Consider the following 20086-nt stretch of genomic DNA (forward strand, 5'->3'; position numbering starts at 1 on the left):
TGATCCCCCTGCTGCCGGTCCGGCGCAAAGCCCCGGACACACAAAAGCCCCTCACGAAGGGAGGGGCTGCCGCTCAGCTGTCCGATAATCGGAGCCGGCGGCTAACTAAGCAGAAGGATCGCACGCATGAATCTACTTTAGCGCACCTGCACACCCCCTCAGCGTAAGTCGCAATCGAGCGGCTGAGGTGGCAGCAGCCGGAAGAGAGGGGCCGGAGACTCCCCGCCATGGTGTGGTGGGCACCGCGAAGCGGGCGGGCGGGAGTCTCCGGCCCCTCTCAGGGCCAGCTGCGGGCTACTTCACGTCCTCGTCGACCCAATCCATGGACTTGGTGACCGCCTTCTTCCAGAGCCGCATCTGGCGGTCCTGTTCGGCCTGGTCCATCTGCGGTTCCCAGCGCTTGTCCTCGGACCAGTTGGCGGAGCATTCGCCCAGGTCCTTCCAGAACCCGACGGCCAGGCCTGCCGCGTAGGCAGCACCCAGCGCGGTGGTCTCGATGACCTTGGGGCGGATGACCGGGACGCCAAGGATGTCCGCCTGGAACTGCATCAAGGCATCATTGGCCACCATGCCGCCGTCGACCTTCAATTCGCTCAGCGGCACGCCTGAGTCCGCGTTGACCGCGTCCAGGACCTCGCGGGTCTGGAACGCGGTGGCTTCCAGCGCGGCCCGGGCAATGTGGTTCTTGTTCACGAACCGGGTCAGGCCGACGATTGCGCCGCGGGCATCGGAGCGCCAGTACGGGGCGAACAGGCCGGAGAAGGCCGGGACGATGTAGACACCGCCGTTGTCCTTGACCGCCGCTGCCAGCGTCTCCACTTCCGGTGCGCTGCTGATCATGCCCAGGTTGTCCCGAAGCCACTGCACCAGGGAGCCGGTGACCGCGATTGACCCTTCGAGGGCGTAATGCGGCTTGGCGTCGCCGAGCTTGTACCCGACGGTGGTGAGGAGGCCGTTCTTGGAGTGGACGATTTCCTCGCCGGTGTTGAAGATCAGGAAGCAGCCTGTGCCGTAGGTGTTCTTGGCTTCACCGGCGTCGAAGGCGGCCTGGCCGAACGTTGCGGCCTGCTGGTCGCCAAGGATGCCGGCCACCGGCGTCTCGCGGAGCAGCTGGGAGCTGTGGACGGTGCCGTAAACCTCCGAGGAGGACTTGATTTCCGGCATCATGCTGCGCGGTACGCCGAAGATGCCGAGGATTTCGTCGTCCCACTGCAGGGTTTCGAGGTCCATGAACAGGGTGCGGGAAGCGTTGGTGACGTCGGTGACGTGAACGCCGCCGTCAACGCCACCGGTCAGGTTCCACAGGACCCAGGCGTCGGTGTTGCCGAAGACCAGGTCCCCGGCCTCGGCCTTTTCCCGGGCGCCGTCAACGTTGTCCAGGATCCATTTGATCTTGGTGCCGGAGAAGTAGGTGGCCAGCGGCAGGCCCACTTTTTGTTTGAAGCGGTCTGCCCCGCCGTCTTTGGCCAGCTGGTCCACGATGTCCTGGGTGCGGGTGTCCTGCCAGACAATGGCGTTGTACACGGGCTTGCCCGTGGTCTTGTCCCACACCACGGCCGTTTCACGCTGGTTGGTGATGCCGACGGCGGCGATATCGTGCCGCGTCAGGTTCGCCTTGGAGAGGGCCGAGCCAATGACCTCACGGGTGTTGTTCCAGATTTCCGTTGCGTCGTGTTCCACCCAGCCGGCCTGCGGGAAGATCTGCTCGTGTTCCATCTGTCCACTGGAGACAATGGCGCCGCTGTGGTCGAAAATGATGGCGCGCGTGCTGGTGGTGCCCTGGTCAATGGCGATTACGTACTGGTTCATGATGACGTCCTTGTCTTTGTTGGTTGAATGGGTGTGGGTCAGGCAGCAGCCGTGACGATGATGGGAACAATGCGGGCCACCAGGCCGCCGAGCGCGCCGCCGACCAGCGGTCCGACGACGGGGATCCAGGAGTAGGCCCAGTCACTGGAACCCTTGCCCTTGATGGGAAGCACAGCGTGGGCGATGCGGGGGCCGAGGTCACGGGCGGGGTTGATGGCGTAGCCGGTGGGGCCGCCAAGGGAAACACCGATGCCGACCACCAGCAGGGCGACGGCGAGCGGGCCCAGGCCGGAGGGGGTGCCGCCCAAAGTGAGGATGACGAAAACCAGGACGAAAGTGCCGATGATCTCGGTGATGAGGTTCCATGAGGTGGATCGGATGGCAGGGCCGGTGGAAAAGGTTCCAAGCTTGCCGGCGGGTTCCGGTTCGTCATCGAAGTGCTGCTTGTACGCCAGCCAGCAGACGACTGCGCCAAGGAAAGCGCCGACCATCTCGCCCCCGAAGTAGGTGAGGGTAGATGCGAAATCCACGGCGACGCCGGGGGCATACTCGGCTTTGCCGTTGAGCAGCAGGCCAAGAGTGACAGCCGGGTTCAGGTGCGCGCCCGACTTGGCGGCAACGAATACGCCGCAGAACACGGCGATACCCCATCCCCACGTGACCATCAGGAAACCGCCGCCATTGCCTTTTGTCCCCCGCAAAGCCACGTTGGCAACGACGCCGCAACCCAACAGGGTCAGCATTGCCGTGCCAAAGACTTCGGAGAGGAAGACTATTCCTAGAGACATCTTTGACTCCTTCTTTGTTTAGTTGTCGGTTCTCCGTGGGTGAAGAACCGTTGGCCGGGACGCTGGCGCGTCCCGGCCGGCTGCCCGGCCTTAGGAGACCAGGCTGTGCGTTTCCACGCGGTGGAAACGCTGCAGCACGTCCTGGGCGTGCTTGATCTCAGCAGCGCGGGTTGCGGCGTCCCACTTGAGCGGGACGGACAACACCTCGGCCACTTCATTGAGAAGTTCTCCGGTGACCAGTCCGCGGAAGGCAAGGGAGGTGCGCCGGATGAACACATCCACCAGGTGCCCCACTTGCTCATTCGCCGCCATGAACCCCAGTTCACGGACAGTGAGTTCGCGGGTGGAGCGCAGTGGCTGGTCGGGTTCCGCATCGAGGTACGAGATCACTGCTTCGGCGCGTGTCCCGTAGCGGGTCAGCAGTCCGGCTGTGCGGTCTGCGTCACGGCCGGCGCCCATGTGTGCCTTGATCCATTTCTGTTCGCCGGCCTCATCGGCCGGGAAGCCGGCGCCGCCGCCGATGGGGAGCTGCGCCGTCGACACTTTCCGCTGTACGCCGAGTTCGGAGAGGACGTCGTTGGTCAGGTGCTCGGCAAGGGCACGGAAGGTGGTCCACTTGCCGCCCACCAGGCTCAGGACGATGGCACCGCTTCCGTTGTCGCCGGAGGCGCGGCGTTCAATACGGTAGTCGCGGGAGACGAAGCCGGGCTGCGTGGCGTCGTGGCTCGGCAGGGGGCGCACACCGGAGAAGGTGTAGACGATGTCGTCGGGCGTCACGTCGATCGAGGGGAAGACGTGGCCGATGAGGTCGAAGAAGTACTGGATCTCCTCATCCGTGCAGATGGCGTCCTCCGTCATGTCCGCATCCACGTCGGTGGTGCCCACCAGTACGCGGTCGCCCATGGGGTAGATGAGGACGATCCGGCCGTCGGTGTGCTCGAAGAAGATTTCGCGTCCGCGGCAGGCCGCGAGGAGGCCGGGGTGGTCAAGCACGATGTGCGAGCCCTTGGTGCCGCCCATGAAGGACGATGCAGCGCCCATGGACTCGTTGGTGAGGTCCACCCATGCCCCGGTGGTGTTGACGATGATGTCAGCCGTGAAGTCGAATTCTTCACCGGTGAGTTCGTCGCGAAGCCGGACCGTGCTGCCACGGCCAGTCCCCGGGTTGGGTGCGGACGACATCGACTGCAGTGAGAGGTAGTTGCTGGCCCGGGCAGTGTTCCCCTGCGCTCCGGCGGCCTGGGCATTGCCCGCGCGGCCTGCCTTTTCGCCGTCCTGCAGGACGTCGAGCGTCAGCCGCTCCGGGTTGTGGACGGAGGCGTCGAAGTAGGTCGCCGTGTATTTGACGTCGGGGCGGAGATCCGGGAGCTCCTGGAGGGCCGCCTTGTGGGTGCGGAACTGGTGTCGCGGCACCGTCCCGCCGTCACGGGAGAACGAATCGTAGAGGCTGAGGCCGGCCTTGATGAGGAACGCGCCGCGCTCCTTGGGCTTGCCCTGCTGCTTGTGCGTCAGGAAGCGCAGCGGTGCGGACAGGATCCCGGAGAAGGTGCTGAATATCGGGATTGTTGTCTGCAAAGGCTTGACGTAGTGCGGGGCAATCTTCAGCAGGCGGTTGCGTTCCACCACGGACTCACGGACCAGGCGGAATTCACCGTTTTCGAGGTAGCGGATGCCGCCGTGGATCATGTGCGAGGATGCGCCGCTTGCACCCTGGCAGTAGTCACCGCGCTCCACCAGTGCGACGTCCACGCCCTGCAGGGCCAGGTCACGGAACGTGCCAACGCCGTTGATGCCACCTCCCACTACCAGCACCTTCGCGTGGGGGCGGCGCCGCAGGCTGTGGACCGAGGGGCGTTCGGCCCCTGGAAGGGGCGCGCTGACAGAGGGTTGAGCAGATGAATCCTTGGGTCCCAAAACTACTCCCTTGGGGCTTTGTGTGATGCGGACACCGCTTGGTGGCGCCGCCGTTCTGCTCTATTGTTCGGAGAAATGGAAAATGGAGTCAAGGACTATGCACAAACGTGCAGAACGGAACTGAGATGGCACTTTCCCGCGACCAAGATGCCCTCCGAGCTGCACAAATGTATTATCTGCAGGACCTGACGATGGATGCGATAGCACGTGAACTGCGCACCTCCCGGTCCACTGTTTCCCGCCTCCTGTCCTCCGCCAGGGAGTCCGGCCTGGTGCAGATCCAAATCCGCAACCCCCTGGACACCGGCCCGGAGCTGGAGGGGATGATCCGACGCCGGTACAACCTGGATGTCCATGTGGTTCCGATCCTCGGGACGCTCAACGAGGCGGAGACCCTGGACCGGGTAGCCATGCAGGCGGCCCGGACCATCGGGCCCCTGGTGGACTCCAACGCCATCATCGGGGTGGCCTGGGGGTCGACCCTCAGTGCGGTGAGCAGGCACCTCACCAGGAAGATCACGCATGACAGCGTCATCGTCCAGCTCAACGGTGCCGGCAACATGCACACCACGGGCATTACCTATGCAAGCGACATCATGCGCAGGTTCGGCAGCGCTTACGGGGCCCGGGTGGAGCAGTTTCCCGTCCCGGCTTTTTTTGACCACGCCGCCACCAAGACGGCCATGTGGAATGAACGCAGCGTACAGCGCGTCCTGGAGCTGCAGGCCAAGATGAGCATCGCCATTTTCGGTGTCGGTTCCGTGCACGCCGACTACCCCAGCCATGTTTACGCAGGCGGGTACCTGGACGAGGACGACCTGAACGCGCTCGCCAACTCCGACGTCGTGGGTGACGTGGCCACCGTTTTCTTCCGGGCCGACGGTTCCTCCGACGGGATCGTCCTGAACGAACGGTCCACCGGCCCTGCGCTGGCCCAGCTGCGGCAGGTCCGCCGCAGGATCTGCGTGGTGTCGGGGGTGTCCAAGATCAACGGCCTGCGCGGAGCCCTGGCGGCGCGGCTCGCCACCGATCTGATCCTTGATGAAGCAACTGCCCGCCGCCTGGTCGATTACGAGGGGCTGACCAGCTGAAGTGGGTAGAGTCGGTGCCATGAGAACCTCACCCCGGCTCAGCCTGAACAATGGCGTGCTGATAGACCAGCTCGGCTTCGGGCTCTACAAAGTGCCGGCAGCAGACGCGGAAGGCCTGGTGGCCACCGCGCTCGCCGTTGGGTATCGGCACTTCGATACGGCCGCCATGTACGGCAACGAAACCGGCGTGGCGAGGGGCATCAGTTCCCAGCTGGGCGCCGGGGCCGGCAGCGGTGGTTCCGGGGAGCTCTTCCCGCCCCTGGGCCGCGAAGACGTGTTCGTTACCACAAAGGTGTGGAATGACCACCACGGCTACGACGCCACGCTGCGGGCATTCGACGACTCCATGGTCAACCTGGGCCTGGACTACGTGGACATGTACCTGATCCACTGGCCCTGCCCCCGCCGCGGCTTGTTCCCCGAAACCTACCGCGCGCTCGAGACGCTTTACCGTGAAGGCAGGGTCCGTGCCATTGGCGTGAGCAACTTCCAGCCGGCGCACCTCGACCGCCTGCTGCAAAGCGCCGAAGTGGTCCCCGCCGTCAACCAGATCGAACTCCACCCCTGGCTGCAGCAGGAAGAACTGCGCAGCAAGCACGCGGAACTCGGAATCCACACGGAGGCATGGAGTCCGCTGGGCCGAGGACAGGTCCTTGCCGACCCCGTCATCCAGGCCTGCGCCGCGGAGCACCGCAGGACGCCGGCTCAGGTGGTCCTCCGCTGGCACATGCAGCTGGGAAACATCGCCATCCCCAAGGCCAGCTCCGAAGCGCGGATCCGGGAGAACCTCGACGTCTTCGGTTTCGAGCTTTCAGAGCGTGACCTGGCGGCCATCAAGGAGCTGGACCGCGGGCAGCGGACCGGGTCCCACCCGGACACCGTCAACTAGGCCGGGCATGAATACTGTGAACCCGGAGATCGCCCCTGCGCCGGCGTACCTGAGCCCCGGCCTTGCCGCCCGCACGTCCGCCTCAACCGTGACCCTCGACGGCGGAACGGTGGCCTTCTGGACCTACGAACCCCTCCAAGAGACGCGGCATACCCGGACCATCCTGGTGGTCCACGGGTTCCGCGGCGACCACCACGGGCTCCTGCGCATGGCGGACCAGCTCCCGGACATGCGTGTCATCATGCCGGACCTGCCAGGCTTTGGCAGTTCCGACGCTTTCGCCAGCGACCCGCACTCGGTGGAGCGTTACGGACAGTTCATCACCGATTTCATGGCATCCCAGGGCTTGGGGCCGGACACCGTGCTGTTGGGACATTCCTTCGGCTCCATCGTGGCGTCACACTTCGTGGCCAACAACCCGGACAGCGTAAACCCATTGATCCTCATCAACCCCATCGCCGCCCCGGCGCTGGAGGGACCCAAGGGCGTGATGACCCGGCTGGCCGTGCTCTACTACCGGCTGGCGGCCCGGCTTCCCCGGAAGCCCGGGCTGGCGCTTTTGCGCAATCCGCTGATTGTGCGGGTGATGAGCGAAACCATGGCCAAGACGCGCGACAGGGAGCTGCGCGCCTACATCCACGGACAGCACCACGCCTATTTCAGTTCCTTCGCCGACCGGGACAGCCTGCTGGAGTCCTTCACGGCCTCCGTCAGCAACCATGTGGCGGAGGTGGCGGACCGCTTGGACCTTCCTGTGTTGCTGATCGCCGGCGAAAAGGACGAAATTGCCACCCTTCCCAACCAGCACCGCCTCCTGGCTCTGCTGCCGGACGGGCAACTGAAGGTGATCCCCGGCGTCGGACACCTGATCCATTACGAAACGCCGGAACCGGCCGCCCGCTACATCCGCAGCTTCCTGGAGGACCACCCCGCGTGAAGATTGTCATCGATGCACGTTTCACCCGCACCGACCACCACGACGGCATCAGCCGCTACGGAGCAAGCCTGATTGCTGCCACGGCGAAGATCGCCGACGTGTCCATGCTGGTCTCCGATGTCCGGCAGCTGGCCCTCCTGCCGGACGTTCCGTACACGCTCATCAGCAGCCCGCTCTCCCCCCGCGAGCTGTTCGTCGCCCGGACGGTCAACGGCATTGGAGCGGACGTGGTGGTGTGCCCCATGCAGACCATGGGCACCTGGGGCCGCAAGTACGGCCTCATCCTCACCCTGCACGACCTCATTTACTACGAGCACCCCGCTCCCCCGGGTTTCCTGCCCGCACCCGTGCGCGTGCTCTGGCGGCTGTACCACAAGGCTTTCTGGCCGCAGCGCCTGCTCCTCAACCGCGCGGACATCGTAGCCACCATCAGCCGCACTACAGAGGCCCTGATGGCCAAGTACCGGCTAACGGGCCGGCCCGTGCGCATCATCGCCAACGCCCCGCAGCCTGCCCAGGAACCCCGCAACCCGTCTGGTGGAGCCGACAAAACCATCATCTACATGGGCTCGTTCATGCCGTACAAGAATGTGGAGACCATGGTGGCGGGTATGGCCGGGCTGCCCGGCTACACCCTGCACCTGCTCAGCCGCATAACGCCCCAGCGGCGCGCCGAACTGGAACGCATCATTCCGCCGGGCGCCTCCGTGGTGTTCCACAACGGCGTGACGGATGCGGAGTATGACGCGCTGCTGCGCCGGGCCACTGCACTGGTGAGCCTGTCCAGGGCCGAGGGGTATGGACTTCCCCTGGTCGAGGCCATGGCCTTGGGCACCCCGGTGATCGCCAGCGACATTCCGATCTTCCGGGAAGTGGGTGCGGACGCCGCACTCTATGTGGACCCCGAGTCCCCGGGGCAGTTCGCGGACGCGGTATCACGACTGCAGGATGATGCGCACTGGCAGGATCTGTCCCGGCGATCCATTGCGCGGGCAAGCGAGTTCAGCTGGGACGAGTCGGCACGCCAGCTGGTGGAAGCGGCGCACGAGGTCATGGCGAAAAGGCAGCGGGCCTAGAGCAGGTCAACCCTCAGAGCACATCCACACCGTCCAAGCGCAGCTGCACTGGGTCGATGGCACGTTTGGCCGCCACGGCTGCCCGGGTGACCCTTAGGACGCGGACGACGGCGGACGCCTGGCCGTACGGGAAGAACAGCAGGGTCCGTACGTCTTCGGCCGAGCGCCTGCCGGAGGGCGGTGCGGTCAGCAGCAGCGGCGCCGGGCCTGCGGCGCGGAGCGTTATTCCGGCGCGTGCGAGGTCCGCTTCCACGGCGCCGGTGAAGTGTTCCACGGCAGCCCGCGGCCCCGTCACCGATGCGATCCGCACTGCCGGGGGCAGCTGCAGCCCCGTTCGGAGGGACAGCTCGCGCTGGGCGTATCCTGCCGGATCCCACCGCAGCAGCGCGCCGGTGGCGGCTGCGTCCGAGGCCGTAACCACCACCAGACCCTTGTCCGGGGCGGGACGGACCAGGGCTGCAGCGTTGAACCAGCGCCGCACGGTGTCTTCGCCGGCACGGAGGGTTTCGCGGCGGAGCAGGGAATCCCCGTCCAGGAGCAGGGCGGCAGCGTAGCCGTCCTCTGCGACAGGTTCGGCCCCCACCGTGGCCACGACCAGCGCCTTGCCGGGGCCCACCCTGGCCTTCACTTGGTCCCCGGAGGACGTGATGACTGTTGTGCCGGGAAATGCGCGGCCAAGTTCCTCAGCGGTGCGCAGCACTCCGGTGGCGCCTTTGCGCAGCCTCCGGCCCCCGCAGTGGGAACACTTCCAGTCGGGTGCCGGGGTGGAACACCAGCGGCACTGCGGCAGCGCTGATGTTCCGGCCAGCGCCAGGGGTCCCTGGCAGCGGCCGCAGCGGGCCGGTTCACGGCACGTTTCGCATACCAGCGAGGGCGCGTAACCCGCCCTGGCCACCTGCACCAGCACGGGCCCGCGTTCCAGTCCTTCCTTGGCGGCCTGCCATGCCGCGTGCGGGAGGCGGGCGAGGGTGGCCAAGGGATCGCGCGCCTGTTCGAAGCTGTCCGCAGTGCTCACGACGCGGGCAACGGTCCTGCGGAGGGTTCCACGCTCGGTTTCGACCGGGACGGCCCACCCGGCTTCCACCAACCGCTGCACTTCGGTGCTGCGGGCATGTCCGGCAAGCAGGCAGGCGGTGCCTTCCTGCTCGGCCCGCAGGAGCAGGACCTCCCGGGCATGGGCGTATGGTGCGCGCTGCTCGATGTGAAGGTCGTCGCCGTCGTCCCAGCAGGCCACCAGCCCCAGGTCCTGAACAGGGGCGAACGCGGCGGACCTCGTGCCGATGGCGATTCTCGCGGTGCCGGCGAGCAGTCGCAGGAAGTTGCGGTACCGCGGCGTGGGGCCGTCATCTGCGGTGAGGCGGGCCACGGCCTCGGACGGCACCAGCCCGTTGAGCGCTTCCTCGAGCCGGTCCAGATCCCGGTAGTCGGGTACCACCAGCACTGATCCCCGGCCGGAGGCATAGGCGGCAGCAGCGGCCTGGGCCAGCAGGTCCGGCCAGCCTGCGGGCCCGTACCCCTGGAGGGGGTTGACGACGGCGCGGGGCGAGCCCCCACCCGCCAGGTGCCGGAGAAAAGCAGCACCTGTGCGGTACGCACCCCAGGCGGAAACGGCGGGGGTTCCCGCAGCCTCGGGCGCGGGCACCGCCTCCTCCGCGCCCAGCGAGTGGGGATAGTCCTTTTCAAGTTTCGCCACCCGCGGCGGCACCGCCAGTCGGAGGACATCGCTGACGGTACCGGCGTAACGGGCAGCAACGGCGGTGGCAAGGTCCCTGACGGCGGGTGTGAGGACCTGGACCGGGGACACCACCTTAGCCAGGGGCACAAGGGTGTGTCCGGCGTCGGACTCCTCCAGCCGCTCAAGGAGGTATCCGCTGAGGTCCTGGCCGTTGAACTTGACCTTCACCCGGGTTCCCGGCTGGGCGACCTGTTCCAGCGGCTCAGGGACGGCATAGTCGAAGGGGCGGTCGAGGTGTGGCAGGGAGGACTCAACCAGGACCCTTGCCACCGGCAGTTGGGCAGCAACTGCAACGCCGCCGGGCATTTTGCGTGCGGGGAAACCCTGCAAAAGGGTTGGCTGGACGGAGCTGTCAGAACCCATGACAGTTACCTCCGTTCAGCTACCGGTTTGACACGAACAGCAAAGCACCGGCCACTGACATTAGGCGTTGAAGTACGCCTTCAGGTCGTCAACCCGGTCCAGCCGCTCCCAGGTGAAGTCGGGGTCATCCCGGCCGAAGTGGCCGTGGGCGGCTGTCTTGGCGTAGATGGGCCGCTTAAGGTCCAGGGCATCAATGATGGCCCTGGGACGAAGGTCGAAAATTTCGGCGATGGCTTCGCTGATCCGGGCCGGATCCACGGTTTCGGTGCCAAACGTCTCCACGTAGGTTCCCACCGGCCGCGCCTGGCCGATGGCGTAGGCGATTTGGATCTCGGCGCGCTTGGCCAGGCCCGCGGCCACCACGTTCTTGGCTACCCAGCGCATGGCATACGCTGCGGAGCGGTCAACCTTGGACGGGTCCTTGCCGGAGAAGGCGCCGCCGCCGTGGCGTGCCATGCCGCCATAGGTGTCCACGATGATCTTGCGGCCGGTGAGGCCGGCGTCGCCCACAGGGCCGCCGATCACAAACTCGCCGGCAGGGTTGAGGATGTTGGCCGCGCGGGAAATATCCAGGTTGGCGGCAGCCAGGACAGGTTCAATCACGACGGCGGCGAGGTCGGCGCGCAGCTGCTCAAGGCTTGCGCCCTCGGCGTGCTGGCTGGAAATCACCACGGTTTCCACAGACACCGGAACGTCTTTGTCATAACCGACGGTGACCTGGGTCTTGCCGTCGGGGCGGAGGTAGGCCAGCTGGCCCGTCTTGCGGACGTCGGTGAGGCGTTCGGAGAGTCGATGGGCCAGCCAGATGGGCGTTGGCATGTAGGACGGCGTCTCGTCGCTGGCGTAGCCGAACATCAGGCCCTGGTCGCCGGCGCCCTGGAGGTCGTAGTCGTCCTCTTGGCGGCCTTCGCGGGCCTCGAGGGAGTTAAAGACGCCACCAGCGATGTCGTTGGACTGCTGTCCGATGGAAACGGACACGCCGCAGCGGGCGCCGTCGAACCCGTTGGCGGACGAGTCGTACCCGATGCCCAGGATGGTCTCACGGACGATCTGCGGGATTTCGACGTAGGCATCAGTGGTGACTTCGCCTGCCACATGCACCAGGCCGGTGGTGGCCATGGTCTCCACGGCCACGCGGGACTCTGGATCAGCGGACAGGAGCGCGTCCAGGATGGCGTCGCTGATCTGGTCGCAGATCTTGTCCGGGTGGCCTTCAGTGACCGACTCGGACGTGAAGAGCCGGAGCGCGGAGGGCGTGGCCCCGTGGGTGTGGGGAAGGTGCAGCGGTAAAGTCACTCAACTACCTTACTGGTTGGTGTTGGTACTCCCGTCAGGGAGAAGTCCGTAGATGTCCCCGTGCTAAGCAAACGTGGCCAGGAACACCCAGGCCAAGGCGAACACGTTCAGTTCGAAGCAACGCGGTTCAGTTCAGAACTGATGCGTCTGATGATGGCTTCCGAAACCTCAGTCTTGGTTCCCGATGCTTCCTGCGGTTCGGAGCCGGAGCGCGAAAGGATGACCACGGAGTTGGAGTCCTGCCCGAAGACTTTGTCCGTCCCCACATGGTTGACCACCAGCAGGTCGCAGCCTTTACGCTGCAGCTTTGCCTCCGCATACGCCAGGACGTCCCCCTGGCCATCCCCGGTCTCGGCCGCGAACCCTACAATGAGCTGCCCGGATTGGGCCGGGCCGGCATCGCGCTGCTCCACGAGCTCCTGCAGGATGTCCGGGTTGCGTACCAGGGTGATGACCGGATCTGCCGTGTCGTCGCGCTTCTTGATCTTGGTGTCCGAGACTGCCGCCGGGCGGAAGTCGGCAACAGCTGCGGACATGATGATGACATCGGACCCGGCAGCGGCGGCCAGTGCAGCCTCGCGGAGCTGCAGGGCAGTCTCAACGCGGACAACTTCCACGCCGGCCGGCGGTGGAACGTCCATATGGGCTGCCAGCAGCCGCACGCTGGCGCCGGCGTTCCGCGCAGCGACCGCCAGGGCCACGCCCTGCTTGCCGGACGACCGGTTGCCGAGGAAACGAACGGGGTCCAACGGTTCCCGGGTGCCGCCGGCACTGATGGTCACGGTGCGGCCGGCAAGCGGGAGCTGGTAGTCGGACTGCCCCTGCACCAGTGCCATGGCTGCGTCGAAAATCATCTGGGGCTCGGGCAGCCTTCCAGGACCTGAGTCGGTCCCGGTGAGACGGCCGGAGGCGGGTTCAAGGACGGCAGCGCCGCGGGAGCGCAGGGTTTCGACGTTGGCGCGGGTGGCGGCGTGCTGCCACATTTCCGTGTGCATCGCAGGGGCAAACAGCACGGAGCCGTGCGCCATCAGCAGCGTGTTGGTGAGCAGGTCCCCGGCCTGGCCCGTGGCAGCTTTCGCCAGGAGATCTGCCGTGGCGGGTGCCACCACGACGAGGTCCGCTTCATGGCCCAGGCGGACGTGGTTGACCAGGTGCACGTCGTCGAAGACGCTGTTGCTCACGGGGTTGCCGGACAGCGCCTCCCAGGTGGCGGTTCCGATGAAGCGGGTGGACGCCTCCGTGGGGATCACGGTGACGTCATGGCCAGCTTCAGTAAAAAGCCGGAGGAGCGATGCCACCTTGTAGGCAGCAATCCCTCCCCCGACTCCGAGGACTATGCGCACGTGACCTCCGTCAACAGCGGTTCAGCTCAGCGGCAGGATTACTCTGCGGCTTCGATCGGCCTGGAAACCAGCTTGCCTTCGTTGATCTCGCGCAGCGCGATCGAGAGCGACTTTTCATTCAGCTTGGTGTCGACCAGGGGCCCGACATACTCGAAGAGGCCCTCGTGCAGCTGGGCGTAGTAGGCGTTGATCTGACGAGCGCGCTTGGCACCGAAGATCACCAGGCCGTACTTGGAGTCGGCTGCTTCGAGCAGCGAGTCGATCGGCGGGTTGATGATGCCTTCAAGGTTCGTGGACACGAATTCTCCAAATTCCTAGCGGGCTGACGGTTCCGGCAGGTGTGGATGCGGTGTCAGCCCCATGAGTGAAACAAGCTCGTCCGCTGCCCGGCGGACGTCGTCATTGATGACGGTGTGGTCGAACTCCGGTTCAGCAGCAAGTTCCAGTTTAGCGGTTTCCAGGCGCCGCTGCTGTTCTTCCGGTGTTTCGGTGCCCCGGCCCACCAGCCGGCGGACCATTTCGTCCCAAGTGGGCGGGGCCAGGAAGACGAACTGGGCGTCCGGGACGGCTGCCTTGACCTGGCGGGCGCCTTGCAGGTCGATTTCCAGCAGCACGGACCGGCCTTCAGCGATGGCCCGGTTCACGGTGCTCTTCAGGGTGCCGTAGGTGTTCTGGCCGTGGACCACCGCCCACTCCAAGAGTTCACCATCCGCAATGAGCTGCTCGAACTCCTCCTTGGACTTGAAGAAGTAGTGAACGCCGTCGACCTCCCCGGGCCGGGGCGCGCGGGTGGTGGCTGAGACCGAAAGCCACACCTCAGGGTAATTGTCACGGATGTAGGTGGACACGGTGCCTTTGCCAACAGCCGTCGGACCTGCGAGGACTGTCAGTCCAGGTTTCTTGCTCACGTATTCCTTTTGCCGCAGTTGGGGGGAAGACAGGCGCTGCCTGCCTCAATGCTCGTCTATAAAATCTACCAGCGCCCGGCGCTGGTGGACGCCCAGGCCCCTGACCCTGCGGGAGGTTGCAATGCCCAGCTGCTGCATGATCGCGGCGGCCCGTACCTTGCCGATGCCGGGAAGGGCCTCGAGCAGCTCAGAGACTTTCATGCGGGCCAGCGCGTCATCCTCCAGGGCCGAGCTGATGATGTCCGCCGCGGACCTGTCGCCGTTTCGAAGGCTTTCCTTGGCGGCGGCCCGGGTGGCCCTGGCGGCTGCCGCCTTGCCCAGGGCATCGGCCCGTTCAGACGCAGATAAAGGTCGCAGGACCATCACGGACACCCCCGAAGTCGGCGGATTTCATCCAAGGGCGGCCGCCCTTGGACCTGTCCTGAAACTACCCTCTGGTGCAGCGTGAATCAATGCGTCAGGGCAATTGCAGGCTATTGTCCCCGCAGCCCCTCCAGGGTCCGCAGGGCGGCCTCACGCAGGGCGCGGACCTGCGGTCCCGCCGACAGGATGTCGCGGCTGGACGTTCCCAGGACCAGAGGGTAAGCAGCACCGAAGGTGGCCCGAAGGTCGGCCGGCGTGGCCCCCTGCGCCCCGAGCCCGGGTGCCAGGATGGGGCCGCGGACGGCCGCAAGATCCAGGTCCAAATCCGCCAGGGCGCTGCCAACGGTGGCACCCACCACCAGGCCCACGGACCCCAGGTTTCCTGCATAGCGCACGTTCTCCGCCGCCGCTGCGGCCGTGATCCTTCGGGCCACGGAATCCTTTCCGCCCACGTGCTGGACGGAGGCGCCCTCCGGGTTGGAGGTCAGGGCCAGCACGAAGACCCCGCGGCCGGTCTCTGCCGCCAGGTCAAGCGCAGGGCGCAGGGACTCAAAGCCGAGGTAGGGGCTAAGCGTGACGGAATCGGCCGCCAGCGGAGACTCGTCACGGAGCCAGGCGTCGGCGTAGGCAGCCATGGTGGAACCAATGTCCCCGCGCTTGGCATCGGCGATCGTCAGAACTGATTCGTCGCGCGCGGTGGCCAGGACCTCCTCCAGCACGGCCATGCCCGCAGATCCGTGGCGCTCGTAAAGCGCCACCTGCGGCTTGACCGCGGCAGCGAGCGAAGCCACCGCTTCCAGGACGGTGAGGGAAAAGCGCCTCAGCCCGGCGGCGTCGTCGTCCAGTCCCCAGCCCTTCAGGAGGGCCGGGTGCGGGTCGATGCCTACGCATAACGGGCCGCGGGCGGCCATGGCCGCGCCGAGCCGGGAGCCAAAGGACTCCCGGCCGGCGCCGGATGCAGGCGAACCGGGAACCTGCTCAGGCATGCTGCAGGGCCGCTTTCTGCGACTCCGCAAGGGCTGCCGCGTGCTCCTGCAGGCTGGTGACCGACCATTCGTAAGTGCGCATGGCTTCGATGGCCTGGACCGCGGCGTTGAACTCAGCCACCGTAGTGATGCACGGGATGCCGATGGAGGTCGCTGCGGCGCGGATTTCGTAGCCGTCGCTGCGGGCCTCGCCGCCCGAGGGCGTGTTGAAGACCATGTCGATCTCGCCCGCGACGATCAGGTCCGCGATGGTGCCCTCGCCCTCGGCACTGCTGCCCTCGGCGACCTTGCGGACCGGCGTGGCCTGCAGTCCGTTGCGGCGCAGGACGTCGGCGGTGCCGCCGGTGGAGACGATCTCGAAGCCGAGGTCCGAGAGCCGCTTGACCGCCATGATGACGGCTCGCTTGTCCCGGTTGGCCACGGAGACGAACACCTTGCCCTCGGTGGGCAGGGCATTGTTGGCGCCGGCCTGGCTCTTGGCGAAGGCGGTGTCGAAGTGCTTGTCGATGCCCATGACCTCGCCGGTGGAACGCATCTCGGGTCCGAGCAGCGAGTCCACCACCTTGCCCTCGAGCGTGCGGAACCGGCTGAACGGCAGCACCGCTTCCTTGACAGCGACGGGGGCGTCCATCGGCAGGGTGGAACCGTCGCCAACCTCGGGCAGCATCTTGTAGGCACTGCGCAGCTGGTTGATGGTCACGCCGGTGCCGATGAGCGCGGCGGCTTTGGCCATCTGGACGCCGGTGGCCTTGGATACGAACGGCACGGTCCGGGACGCGCGGGGGTTGGCTTCCAGGACGTACAGAACGTCGGAGGCCAGCGCGAACTGGATGTTGATCAGACCGCGCACGCCCACGCCCTCAGCGATGGCACGGGTTGCGGTCCGGACGCGTTCAATGACGTTGCTCCCCAGGGTGATGGGCGGCAGGACGCAGGCGGAGTCACCGGAGTGGATGCCGGCTTCTTCAATGTGCTCCATGATGCCGCCCAGGTACATGTCGGTGCCGTCGAAGAGGGCGTCGACGTCGATTTCGACGGCGTCCTCCAGGAACCGGTCAATGAGGACCGGGTGGTCCGGGGTGATCTCCGTGGCGTTGGCGATGTAGCGGGACAGGTTGGGCTCGTCGTAGACGATTTCCATGCCGCGGCCGCCCAGGACGTAGGACGGGCGGACCAGGACGGGGTAGCCGATTTCATCGGCGATGGTCTTGGCATCCTCGAAGGAAACCGCGGTGCCGTTCTTGGGTGACACCAGGCCGGCCTTGTCCAGCACGCGCGAGAAGGCTCCGCGGTGTTCGGCGAGGTCGATGGCCTCCGGGGAGGTGCCCAGGATGGGCACGCCGGCGTCGGCCAGCTGCTGGGCGAGCTTCAGCGGGGTCTGGCCGCCGAGCTGGACGAACACGCCCATGACGCCGCCGGTGCGTTCCTCGGCCGCGATGACTTCCAGGACGTCCTCGAGCGTGAGCGGTTCGAAGTACAGGCGGGTGGAGACGTCGTAGTCGGTGGAGACGGTTTCCGGGTTGCAGTTGACCATGACGGTCTCGTAGCCTGCCTTGCGCAGCGCCATGGAGGCATGCACGCAGGAGTAGTCGAACTCGATGCCCTGGCCGATGCGGTTGGGACCCGAGCCGAGGATCAGGATGGACGGCTTGGAGTGCAGCGCAACCTCGTCCTCCTCGTCGTAGGCCGAGTAGTGGTACGGGGTGTAGGCGGCGAACTCGGCGGCACAGGTGTCAACGGTCTTGTAGACGGGGCGGATGCCCAGAGCCTGCCGCACACCGCGGACCACGGCCTCGGAGTTGTGCGTCAGCGCGCCGATCTGCTCATCGGAGAACCCGTGGCGCTTGGCGCGCTTGAGCATGTCGACGGTCAGGGCGCCGGCCTGCCGGATTTCCCGGGAAACCTCGTTCAGCAGTTCGAGCTGGTCCAGGAACCAGGGATCAATCTTGGTGGCTTCGAAGAGCTGTTCCACGGTGGCGCCGCCCAGGAGGGCTCGCTGGACCTGGTGCAGCCGCTCGGTGGTGGGGCGCTTGGCCTTTTCGATGAGCTCTGCGACTTCGTATTCCGGGACAGAGCTGAAGTCCAGCTGCGAACCCTTCTGTTCCAGGGAGCGCAGGGCCTTTTGGAGTGCCTCGGTGAAGTTGCGGCCCATGGCCATGGCCTCGCCCACCGACTTCATGGTGGTGGTAAGGGTGTTGTCGGCCGCGGGGAACTTCTCGAAGGCGAACCGCGGGACCTTGACCACCACGTAGTCCAGGGTGGGCTCGAAGGACGCGGGCGTCTTCTGCGTGATGTCGTTGGGGATCTCGTCCAGCGTATAGCCCAGGGAGAGCTTGGTGGCGATCTTGGCGATGGCGAAACCGGTGGCCTTGGATGCCAGGGCGGAGGAACGGGAAACGCGGGGGTTCATCTCGATGACCACAACGCGGCCGGTCTTGGGATCGATGGCGAACTGGATGTTGCAGCCGCCGGTGTCCACGCCCACCTCGCGGATGACGGCGATGGCCACGTCGCGCAGCTTCTGGTACTCGCGGTCCGTGAGGGTCAGCGCCGGGGCAACGGTGATGGAGTCACCGGTGTGCACGCCTACGGGATCGAAGTTCTCGATGGAGCAGACAACAACCACGTTGTCGTTCTTGTCCCGCATCATCTCGAGCTCGTATTCCTTCCAGCCCAGGATGCTTTCTTCGAGCAGCACCTCGCTGGTGGGGCTGTACTGCAGGCCCTGCCCGACGATGCGGCGCAGGTCCTCCTCGTTGTAAGCCAGGCCCGAGCCCAGGCCGCCCATGGTGAAGGACGGACGGACCACCATGGGGTAGCCAAGGTCGACCGCGGCGGTGAGAGCCTGGTCCATGGTGTGGATGATGTGGCTGCGGGCGGACTCGGCGCCGCAGCGCTCCACGACGCCCTTGAACTTCTCGCGGTCCTCGCCGAGCTCGATGGCGGCGATGTTTGCGCCGATCAGCTCCACGTTGTACTTCTCGAGCACACCGTTCTTGTCCAGGGCGATTGCAGTGTTCAGCGCGGTCTGGCCGCCCAGGGTGGGCAGCACGGCGTCCGGGCGTTCCTTGGCGATGATCTTCTCCACCACCTCGGGGGTGATGGGCTCAACGTAGGTGGCGTCGGCGAACTCGGGGTCGGTCATGATGGTGGCCGGGTTGGAGTTCACGAGGATGACGCGCAGGCCTTCCTCCTTGAGGACACGCAGCGCCTGGGTGCCGGAGTAGTCGAACTCGGCGGCCTGGCCGATGACGATCGGGCCGGAACCAATGACGAGGACGCTCTTGAGATCTGTACGTTTCGGCATTACTTCTTGTCCTCAGTCTTGTTGTCGTTTTTGTGGTCAGCCCCGGCAGAGTGCGCGGAATCCACGGGTTCCTTTGACAGGTTGGCGGTCCGGCCGTCGCGGGTGCCTTCCATCAGTTCGATGAAGCGGTCAAACAGGTAGGCGGCATCGTGCGGTCCGGCTGCAGCCTCCGGGTGGTACTGCACGGAGAAGGCGGGGATGTCGAGGCAGGCCAGGCCTTCCACGACGTCGTCGTTCAGGCTGACGTGGCTGACTTCCACGCGGCCGTAGCGCTCCTCTGGTGCCTGGGTGGCGCCGTCGAGCGGGGCGTCGACGGCGAAACCGTGGTTCTGGGAGGTGATTTCCACCTTGCCGGTGCGGCGGTCCATGACGGGCTGGTTGATGCCGCGGTGGCCGTAGCGGAGCTTGTACGTGCCAAAGCCCAGTGCCCGGCCCAGGATCTGGTTGCCGAAGCAGATGCCGAAGTAGGGCAGTTTCTCGTCCAGGACCGAGCGCAGCAGCTTGACCTGGGCGTCGGCCGTGGCGGGGTCTCCGGGGCCGTTGGACATGAAGAAGCCGTCCGGGTTGACCGCCTTGACGTCCTCCAGGGTGGCGGTGGCGGGCAGCACGTGGACGCGGACGCCGCGTTCGGCGAACCGCACGGGGGTCATGGCCTTGATGCCGAGGTCGATCGCCGCGATGGTGAAGCGGGGGTCGCCGTCCCATCCGTGGTCCTTGGGTTCCACCACGTAGGCTTCGTCAACGCTGACTTCCTCGGCCAGGCGGGAACCCTCCATGGGGGCGCTCGCCAGGACGGCGTCGACCAGTTCCTTGTCCGTAACCTGGGCGGCCTCACCGGAGAAGATGCCGGCGCGCATGGTCTTGTGCTCGCGCAGGTGCCGGGTGATGGCACGGGTGTCAACGCCCTGGATGCCAACGATGCCCTGGGCCACCAGCTCTTCGTCCAGCGATCGCTCGGAACGCCAGTTGGAGGGCCGGCGCGCGGGGTCGCGGACAATGTAGCCAGCCACCCAGATGCGCCGGGACTCGGCGTCGTCATCATTTACGCCGGTGTTGCCGATGTGCGGCGCCGTCTGCACCACCAGCTGGCGGGCGTAGGACGGATCGGTGATGGTTTCCTGGTAACCGGTCATGCCGGTGGCGAAGACGGCTTCGCCCAGGGCGGTGCCCGTGGCGCCGTAGCTGGTGCCGCGGAAGATGCGCCCGTCTTCGAGGACCAGCGCAGCCGGGGCTGATACAGGAGCGGAGGTGGTTGCTGTCAATGTATTCGCTTTCACTGTC

At 66.1% G+C, this 20086-nt stretch carries 16 protein-coding genes; 4 read left to right on the forward strand and 12 right to left on the reverse strand.

Translation table 11 applies throughout. The annotated features are described in order from the left end of the window. Window positions 1-294: 294 nt before the first annotated feature. From glpK to LFT44_RS10705, 3 genes are all read right to left on the reverse strand, one after another. Window positions 295-1809, reverse strand: coding sequence for a glycerol kinase GlpK (gene glpK / locus LFT44_RS10695; RefSeq protein ID WP_236798443.1), 1515 nt, complete (start codon window positions 1807-1809; stop codon window positions 295-297). 38 nt (window positions 1810-1847) lie between these two features. Continuing rightward, complete coding sequence (locus LFT44_RS10700; RefSeq protein WP_236798444.1) at window positions 1848-2597, reverse strand: MIP/aquaporin family protein; 750 nt, start codon at window positions 2595-2597, stop codon at window positions 1848-1850. Between the two features lie 90 nt (window positions 2598-2687). Continuing rightward, a complete protein-coding gene (locus LFT44_RS10705) occupies window positions 2688-4511 on the reverse strand; it encodes a glycerol-3-phosphate dehydrogenase/oxidase (protein WP_236798445.1) in 1824 nt (607 codons plus the stop codon). A 125-nt stretch (window positions 4512-4636) separates the two neighbouring features. Between LFT44_RS10705 and LFT44_RS10710 the strand changes: the two genes are divergently transcribed. Genes LFT44_RS10710 through LFT44_RS10725 form a run of 4 tightly spaced genes read left to right on the forward strand, consistent with a single transcriptional unit; the run spans window position 4637 to window position 8504 of the window. Beyond that, on the forward strand, window positions 4637-5602 hold the full coding sequence (locus tag LFT44_RS10710) for a sugar-binding transcriptional regulator (RefSeq protein WP_236802862.1): 966 nt from the start codon (window positions 4637-4639) through the stop codon (window positions 5600-5602). A 19-nt stretch (window positions 5603-5621) separates the two neighbouring features. After that, the gene (locus LFT44_RS10715) at window positions 5622-6491 is read left to right on the forward strand and encodes an aldo/keto reductase (protein ID WP_236798446.1); all 870 of its coding nucleotides are present in this window, start codon (window positions 5622-5624) and stop codon (window positions 6489-6491) included. A 7-nt stretch (window positions 6492-6498) separates the two neighbouring features. Next, entirely contained in the window at window positions 6499-7428 is a 930-nt protein-coding gene (locus LFT44_RS10720; protein WP_236798447.1) for an alpha/beta fold hydrolase, read from the forward strand. After that, window positions 7425-8504: a glycosyltransferase family 4 protein gene (locus LFT44_RS10725; RefSeq protein ID WP_236798448.1), complete on the forward strand. Its 1080-nt coding sequence runs from the start codon at window positions 7425-7427 to the stop codon at window positions 8502-8504. Before LFT44_RS10720 ends, LFT44_RS10725 begins: the two co-directional genes overlap by 4 nt. Window positions 8505-8517: 13 nt before the next feature. Here the strand turns inward: LFT44_RS10725 and LFT44_RS10730 are convergent, their stop codons facing one another. The 9 genes from LFT44_RS10730 to carA form a co-directional block, all read right to left on the reverse strand. Next, the gene (locus tag LFT44_RS10730; RefSeq protein ID WP_236798449.1) at window positions 8518-10602 is read right to left on the reverse strand and encodes a primosomal protein N'; all 2085 of its coding nucleotides are present in this window, start codon (window positions 10600-10602) and stop codon (window positions 8518-8520) included. 60 nt (window positions 10603-10662) lie between these two features. Then, window positions 10663-11898, reverse strand: a complete 1236-nt coding sequence (gene metK / locus LFT44_RS10735) for a methionine adenosyltransferase (RefSeq protein ID WP_236798450.1) — start codon at window positions 11896-11898, stop codon at window positions 10663-10665. A gap of 107 nt (window positions 11899-12005) precedes the next feature. Then, the gene (gene coaBC / locus LFT44_RS10740; RefSeq protein WP_236798451.1) at window positions 12006-13241 is read right to left on the reverse strand and encodes a bifunctional phosphopantothenoylcysteine decarboxylase/phosphopantothenate--cysteine ligase CoaBC; all 1236 of its coding nucleotides are present in this window, start codon (window positions 13239-13241) and stop codon (window positions 12006-12008) included. A gap of 38 nt (window positions 13242-13279) precedes the next feature. Continuing rightward, complete coding sequence (gene rpoZ, locus LFT44_RS10745) at window positions 13280-13540, reverse strand: DNA-directed RNA polymerase subunit omega (protein WP_236798452.1); 261 nt, start codon at window positions 13538-13540, stop codon at window positions 13280-13282. Window positions 13541-13555: 15 nt separating this feature from the next. Next, entirely contained in the window at window positions 13556-14149 is a 594-nt protein-coding gene (gmk, locus tag LFT44_RS10750) for a guanylate kinase (protein ID WP_142133756.1), read from the reverse strand. Between the two features lie 45 nt (window positions 14150-14194). Beyond that, complete coding sequence (gene mihF / locus LFT44_RS10755; protein WP_200830713.1) at window positions 14195-14512, reverse strand: integration host factor, actinobacterial type; 318 nt, start codon at window positions 14510-14512, stop codon at window positions 14195-14197. 110 nt (window positions 14513-14622) lie between these two features. Continuing rightward, window positions 14623-15498, reverse strand: coding sequence for an orotidine-5'-phosphate decarboxylase (pyrF, locus tag LFT44_RS10760; protein ID WP_236798453.1), 876 nt, complete (start codon window positions 15496-15498; stop codon window positions 14623-14625). Further along, window positions 15491-18805, reverse strand: a complete 3315-nt coding sequence (carB, locus tag LFT44_RS10765; RefSeq protein ID WP_236798454.1) for a carbamoyl-phosphate synthase large subunit — start codon at window positions 18803-18805, stop codon at window positions 15491-15493. Before carB ends, pyrF begins: the two co-directional genes overlap by 8 nt. Beyond that, window positions 18805-20067, reverse strand: coding sequence for a glutamine-hydrolyzing carbamoyl-phosphate synthase small subunit (gene carA / locus LFT44_RS10770; protein ID WP_236798455.1), 1263 nt, complete (start codon window positions 20065-20067; stop codon window positions 18805-18807). The genes carB and carA overlap by 1 nt, the downstream gene beginning before the upstream one ends. Between the last annotated feature and the right edge of the window lie 19 nt (window positions 20068-20086).

Source organism: Arthrobacter sp. FW306-05-C (assembly GCF_021801725.1).
Classification (GTDB): Bacteria; Actinomycetota; Actinomycetes; order Actinomycetales; family Micrococcaceae; genus Arthrobacter.